Annotated in this window: 8 protein-coding genes and 1 tRNA gene; all 9 read right to left on the reverse strand. The window is 52.3% G+C overall.

What is annotated here, in order from left to right; translation table 11 throughout:
• Positions 1-57: 57 nt before the first annotated feature.
• Positions 58-140: transfer RNA gene (locus O71_RS11755), tRNA-Leu, on the reverse strand.
• Positions 141-208: 68 nt separating this feature from the next.
• Positions 209-739 (reverse strand): Fe-S protein assembly co-chaperone HscB, encoded by a 531-nt coding sequence (gene hscB / locus O71_RS11760; protein WP_040574213.1) that lies wholly within the window; start codon positions 737-739, stop codon positions 209-211.
• 193 nt (positions 740-932) lie between these two features.
• Positions 933-1,118, reverse strand: a complete 186-nt coding sequence (locus O71_RS27270; protein ID WP_369750914.1) for an ankyrin repeat domain-containing protein — start codon at positions 1,116-1,118, stop codon at positions 933-935.
• Positions 1,115-1,453, reverse strand: a complete 339-nt coding sequence (locus O71_RS11765; protein ID WP_369750915.1) for an ankyrin repeat domain-containing protein — start codon at positions 1,451-1,453, stop codon at positions 1,115-1,117. Before O71_RS11765 ends, O71_RS27270 begins: the two co-directional genes overlap by 4 nt.
• Before the next feature lie 157 nt (positions 1,454-1,610).
• Positions 1,611-2,792 (reverse strand): glutamyl-tRNA reductase, encoded by a 1,182-nt coding sequence (gene hemA, locus O71_RS11770; RefSeq protein WP_007656911.1) that lies wholly within the window; start codon positions 2,790-2,792, stop codon positions 1,611-1,613.
• Positions 2,793-2,896: 104 nt separating this feature from the next.
• The gene (locus O71_RS11775; protein ID WP_304412032.1) at positions 2,897-4,405 is read right to left on the reverse strand and encodes a catalase; all 1,509 of its coding nucleotides are present in this window, start codon (positions 4,403-4,405) and stop codon (positions 2,897-2,899) included.
• A 351-nt stretch (positions 4,406-4,756) separates the two neighbouring features.
• Positions 4,757-5,047 (reverse strand): putative quinol monooxygenase, encoded by a 291-nt coding sequence (locus O71_RS11780; RefSeq protein ID WP_040574214.1) that lies wholly within the window; start codon positions 5,045-5,047, stop codon positions 4,757-4,759.
• 57 nt (positions 5,048-5,104) lie between these two features.
• Positions 5,105-5,461 carry a hypothetical protein gene (locus tag O71_RS11785; protein ID WP_007656917.1) on the reverse strand — a complete coding sequence of 119 codons (357 nt, stop codon included), beginning with the start codon at positions 5,459-5,461 and terminating at the stop codon, positions 5,105-5,107.
• A gap of 58 nt (positions 5,462-5,519) precedes the next feature.
• Positions 5,520-6,296, reverse strand: coding sequence for an S-adenosyl-l-methionine hydroxide adenosyltransferase family protein (locus O71_RS11790; RefSeq protein WP_007656919.1), 777 nt, complete (start codon positions 6,294-6,296; stop codon positions 5,520-5,522).
• Between the last annotated feature and the right edge of the window lie 79 nt (positions 6,297-6,375).

Consider the following 6,375-nt stretch of genomic DNA (forward strand, 5'->3'; position numbering starts at 1 on the left):
TTTCTGCTATCTATAAACGAAAAAACCCACTGAATTTCAGTGGGTTTTTCGTTTTTGTACCTTGGGCCGGAGTCGAACCGCACGAGTGTAACCTCATTGGTGTTTGAGACCAACGCGTCTACCAATTCCGCCACCAAGGCATTTTGTTCTATCTGGTTTCAGGTATAGCACCCTGGGCCGGAGTCGAACTTTTGTTCCTGATCGACTATCAGGAACGGGTTGCAAACTTAGATAAAGTTTCCTGAATACGCAACAAATATTTTTTCTTCAAATAGTAGGTTTTTACCTCCTGCAAGGCCTCTTCTTTGGTAACTCCATGAAGCTCAGGGTATCGCTGCAGCACCGGCAGGATATCATTTTCTAAAGCAGCCATGGTGCCCGAGCTCTTCTCCCCTATCTCGTGTAGTTTGGCGGCGTCAAAATCGAACTCCAGCTCCATCAGTTCCTCGTTGATCTCCATCATCTCCATCAGGAAATCGCCCGGCAGCTCGTTTTTGCCCTCTTCCAGCAGGCCGTGCTCTTTCAGGATGTACTGCATGCGCAGGTCGGCATCGCTGAGGGTGCGGTAGGCGTTGGTATTGAGCGTGGAGAGCTCCAGGATCTTCTGCTGCGTGCCCAGGTCCTCGTTCGCGTAAAAGTCGGGGTGGTACTCGCGGCTCAGCTCGTAGTAGCGACTTTTGATCGCTTTCTCGTCGGGCAGGAAACTCTCAGGTATATGGTAAAACTCGAAATAATTCATAGTCACAGTGATCAGTAAACAGTTATCAGTAAACACCAACAGGTATACGTAGCAAAAGTACAGGAAAAAGCCTTAAGAATGTTTATACCTGCGCAAAAAGGCACGCACCGGCTATACCTGTAAAGGGCTAGTCAAGCGAAAGCCTGTGCCGCTCTCACAGCACAGGCCACTCACCTTAAACGCAACTATAAAACTATTGCAACAGCTTAATGCCTTCTTCGTTGCCCTGCTGCCTGGCCAGGTCAAGGGCAGTGAGGCCGCGCTGGTCTTTCAGGCTTTTATCGGCGCCATGCTTCACCAGCAGCCCGATCAGGTCATTGCGGCCGAACATGCTGGCAAACATCAGGGCGGTGCCGCCGTTGCCGTTCTGCACATTCACATCGGCCCTTTGCTGATGAGCAGCTCCGCCAGCGCCGAGTATCCTTTAAAGGCTGTTCCCATCAGGGCGGTATTGCCCGAGGCATCCTGCTGGTTCACATTAGCACCAGCTTCCAGTAGCACTTCCACTGCCTCATGGTGACCGCCATACACGGCGATAATCAGCGGTGTGAAGCCGCGTTGGTCGGCCGCATTCACGTCGGCTTTGCTTTGCAGGTGCTCGCGTATCACCGCCACATCGCCTGCCCTGGCTGCCCCGATCAGGTCGGTGGTCTGCGCGAAAATGGTGGCAGGTATAAGTAAGAAGAGTAAGTTGAAAATGAATGATTTGAACATGGTATTCAGGTATAAGTTATGGGTTAAATGGTATATGTTACAGGCCGCCGCATGCGTAGGTATAGCCAGCGGTTAAGCTCGTGTTAAACTGTTATTTGCTTATCGGAAGGTGCCGTTCTGAACAATTGCTGCATGGCCTGCAAAAGTTGCTCACGGGCTATACCTTCGGAGGTGCGCAGGGCGCTGCCGGGCGCCGGATCAGTCGATCAAGCGTGGCCTTGGCAATGGCCTGTGCCGCTGCGTTGTCGGCAGGACTAATGTGCTTCTGGAGCTCGCTGCCCAATACTTCTGCAAAAAAGGTTTTCAGTTCGCCGATGGCCTGCGCCACGGGCTGGTCCTGCAGCCACAGGGAAAAAACTTCTGTTTCTTCAGCTATAATCTGCTCCACTGCCGCAATGGCAGCCTGCCGCGTCACCAATACTGCCTGCGTGCGGCGGCTGATCTGGTCGATGTTCACCAGGGTGGTGTTGGTCAACTGCCCTGCTTCAGGCGCTATACCTTGCGGCACCGATAAGTCGAGGAGCACGCGCTTGCCTTTTGCTTCGCCGAAAGCCGCCGCCTGTAACTGTGCTCCGCCACCCACACAACTCACCACCACATCAAAGCTGTTCAGCTCCTGTGTGTAGTTTCTGAAGGCAATGTGCTGCACACCCAGTTCCTGCGCCAGTAATTCGGCGCGGGCATCGGTACGGTTCGTCAGCACGATGTCTTTAAAGCCAAAGGAGCTGGCATAGCGGGCGATGTCGGTGCCCATTTGCCCCGTGCCAATGATCAGCATGCGTTTGGCTGCGAAGTCCTTTCTGGGAAAGAAATCTGTGAGGCGCTCTAAGGCAGCATAGCCCACCGAGGCAGCTCCTACCCGGAAATCGGTTTCGTTGTGTACCCGCTTGTGCGCCCGGAACAGCGTTTGCAGCGCCTGGTGCAGCAAAGGGCTCCCCAGTTTAAGGTCGTTGGTCAGGCGGTAGCTGTCCTTCAGCTGCCCAATGATCTGCCTATCACCCAGCACCCGCGAGCGCAAGCCAAGGCCCACCTCCAGGAGGTAGTACAGGGTGCTTTCGCTGTAGCTGTGGTAGGTAAAGAGCGGTGCGAAGGCAGCTGCGTTTAAATCTTTAAACCGAAGTAGCGCCTGCTGTACAGCGGCAGTTTCGGTTGCTGTTGTTTCATAGTAAACCTCGGTGCGGTTGCAGGTCGTCAGCACCAGCACGCCCTCTACCAGTCCCGCCGCTTTCAGCTCCTGCATAAAGGCTGTGGCCTCTTCTCTGCTCAATTGCAGCGCCTGCCGCTGTTCGAGTGTGGCAGTTTGGTGTGAAATGGAGATAACTTGTAGCGTATGCTTCATGGGAAAGGGTTTTACCGGGGTGATTTGATCTACTGACTGCTCTGCAAACAGCCAGGGTTCAGGGAAAGCAGGCTGAGCCTTTTGTACCCAGCCTGTTCCTGTTATTACTTGCTTGCCACCAGGGCCATCACGTCGTTTTTGTTCAGTTTAAGCGCTTTCATCAGGCGGGTGCCGTAGTCGGCATCCGCCTGGTAGAAATGGCTGACCATTTTGTGCACGATCACTTTGTTGCGGATCTGGCCCAGGTCACCTGCCAGGTTGCTGATCAGGTGCTTTTTGTCAGCTTCGGAAAGTGAGCGGTACAGCTCACCAGCCTGCGCAAAATTGTTCTGCTTGCTGATGGCGCGCTGCATGGTCTCGGCGTCGATCTTGCGGGTAGCGTATTCGTGCTGCTTGCTGTCCACGTAAGTGCCCTGCTTGGTCACGCTTGGCTCGTAGTTGATGTTGGAGTTTTTGCCACGGTTGCTGAAGGCCCCGTTCTGGTTGTTGCTGTTCACCTCTACCTTCGGGGCGTTCACCTCGATGCGCTGGAAATTAGCACCCAGGCGGTAACGCTGCGTATCGAAGTAAGAGAACACGCGGCCCTGCAACAGCCTGTCTTCGGAAGGCTCTATACCTGGCACCAGCGTAGCCGGCGAGAAAGCCGATTGCTCCACTTCTTCGAAGAAGTTGCCCGGCACGCGGTTCAGGGTCATTTTACCGATCTTGATGCTCGGCGCCACGGACTCAGGCCAGATCTTGGTTGGATCCAGCGGATTGAAATCGAACTTGTCCAAATCTTCCGGCTTCATCATCTGCACGGTGAGTTCCCAGCTCGGGAAGTTGCCTTTGCCGATTTGCTCGTACAGGTCGGTGGTGGCGTGGGTATGATCTTTGGCCTGTACCTGCGATGCCTCAGCCGCTGTCAGGCTTCTCACGCCCTGCAGCGATTTCCAGTTGTACTTCACGTAAGTAACCTCGCCCTGTGCGTTCACCCACTTAAAGGCGTGTACCCCAAAGCCATCCATTTCGCGGTAACTGGCTGGCGTGCCCAGGTTAGAGTACAGGTAAGTCAGCATATTGGTAGACTCCGGCTGGTGCGACAAAAAGTCGAACACGCGCTCCTGGTCCTGCTTGTTGTAGATAGGCGACGGCTTGAAAGAGTGCACCATGTCCGGAAACTTGATGGCGTCGCGGATAAAGAACACTGGCAGGTTATTGCCTACGAGGTCGTAGTTGCCTTGGTCGGTGTAGAACTTCACGGCGAAGCCACGCGGGTCACGCAAGGTTTCAGGGGAGCCCTGCTCGTGCACCACCGTAGAGAAGCGTATGAAAAGTGGGGTTTTCTTGCCTTTGCCGTTGATCAGGGAAGCTTTGGTAAATTGGGAGAAATCGCCGTAACTCTCGAACTCGCCGTAGGCACCGGCACCGCGGGCATGCACCACGCGCTCAGGTATGCGCTCACGGTCAAAAGAGGCCAGTTTTTCGATCAGATGCACGTCCTCCAGCAATACCGGACCGTTCTCACCTGCTGTCTTGGAATTTTGGTTGTTGCCCACTGGCGCACCTGTGTTGGTGGTAAGGGTCTTCTGCTGCGCCATGGCAAACTGTCCGCTTGCTGCAATAGCTAACACTAGTAAAGATTTCCGTAACATTTGTGGAATTTGGGTTGATTAACGCCACAAAAGTCCGCGGAAAGTCTATATAGATCAAATAGATTAAAGTAAACGGATTATAGTTAAAAACTATAACATTGGATAAGCTGCTTATTCAAAAAGGTTTACCAATGACAGCATACGCCTAAACCACCTCAAAATTCGATAGCAAAAGATATAGCCACGTGAGGTGAAGCCTATACTATTTGCTACCTGGATCCTTGCCGGATGACAAAAAGAATGGAATGAAACAGCCCTGCTTTAAAGATTGGTTCAGCAGGAATTACGCAGTGCTATTGAAGGGGCTATACCACTCCAGTTAGAGACAGTTCAAATGTCTACTTGCACATTCGACCAAGCCTGCGGCCTGTCAGCAAACAGCGCCTTGGTGGCCTTCCATACCTGCCCGAACAGCTCGGAGTCGCGGTAGTTGTTGAGGTGCTCCTCGGAGTCCCAGAGGCTGTAGGTGCTGTAAATATTGGGGTGATTCAGGTCCTGCAGCAGTTCTACATGGTTGCAGCCGTCAAAGGCCCTGATCTTCTCTTTTGAGTTGCGGAAAATTTCCAGGAAGTCGGCCGTCTTCTCCGGCTGAAAGGTCATGCGTACGATGCGGATTAACATGGAGTAATCAAGTGAATTAGTGATTGAGTAATTGTAGAGGAGAATTTTTGTGACCATTTAGTGCTGGGTGGACTCGCCCTTTCTAAAAATTGAAGCCAGCGCTATGATCAGGTATGCAGTAGCACTTAAGCCGAAAACATAAGGCAAGTACTGCTTGCCTTCCTGGTAAAACACGATGGCCATAACTGCCAGTGCCGCCGACTCGATCAGAAAGCAAGCGATCTTGACACTTCTATGAGACCAGTGGTAAACCTTCTCCAAAATTAATAAAAGGATAATTAATATACCCAATCCCACAAAAAAACCACCACTCAACACATGCTGCTGGCTCAGTTTGTCTGCCCCTTTCAGGAGCAGCACAAACACCGTGAGCACATGCACCAGCAGGCCAAGTCGGTGGTTCCTATCTTTCATGCGAAGCCGTCAAAAAAATCACTCATTCGCTCAATCACTAATTCACTCAATCACCAACTCAGGCTCCCGGATAAAAGCGCACATCTACCTGTGAGTCGAAGTCTAGACCGAGCAGTTCGGCAGCGTTGCCTTTGTTGATGCCGATGCAGAGCTGGCCAAGATGGTTGTAAAGGCAGCAGCAGTCGCCGTCTTCTACCTGGGTATAGTTCTGGTGGATGCGTCCAACCGTTTCGCGGCCGAAATGCACGGTGTAGGTGCGGCCATGGGCAATGGTCTCTACACTGTCTTTGGTAATGTTGGTGATCAGGTTGCCGTAGTGGTCCACATGAATGACATGCCCTGTTATGGAGTGATCGTTGAGGCGCAACTGGCGGTTAAGCAGTTGCTTATAGGAGGTAGTTCGCTCACCCAGCACGTCGATGTCGCCACCTTTAGCCAGGTATAGCGCAGCAGGAGCCAGCAGATTTTTGGCTGGGAAAGGAAGCAGTTCCTCATCCGTCTGCAGCTCCACTACCACTTCTGGCTCCCCGTCTGTCAGCAACGAAAGCAACCCATTGTCAGCGAGTAGAAAGTAGTGGCCCTTGTATTTTGCAGCATGATATTTGCCCTGTTTGCAACCGTGCGTGTCTACTGCCACCAGGTGCACCGTGCCTTCAGGGAACTCCCGGAACACCGAACCGATAATGTACTCGGCCTGCGGGATATTGAAAGGCTCAATCCCATGGGAAATATCCACGATATGGGCCTGAGGCTGCAGGGACAGCATGGCGGCCTTTACAGCAGCTACGTAATGATCGGTGTAGCCAAAGTCTGAGGTAAACGTAATTACAGCCATAGAGCGAACTATAATTTGAGTAGATTTGTAATCTATATGTAACAATTTTAGCTAATTTACAGAATATATTACCAACGTA

This window comes from Pontibacter sp. BAB1700, from assembly GCF_000277005.1.
Classification (GTDB): domain Bacteria; phylum Bacteroidota; class Bacteroidia; order Cytophagales; family Hymenobacteraceae; genus Pontibacter; species Pontibacter lucknowensis.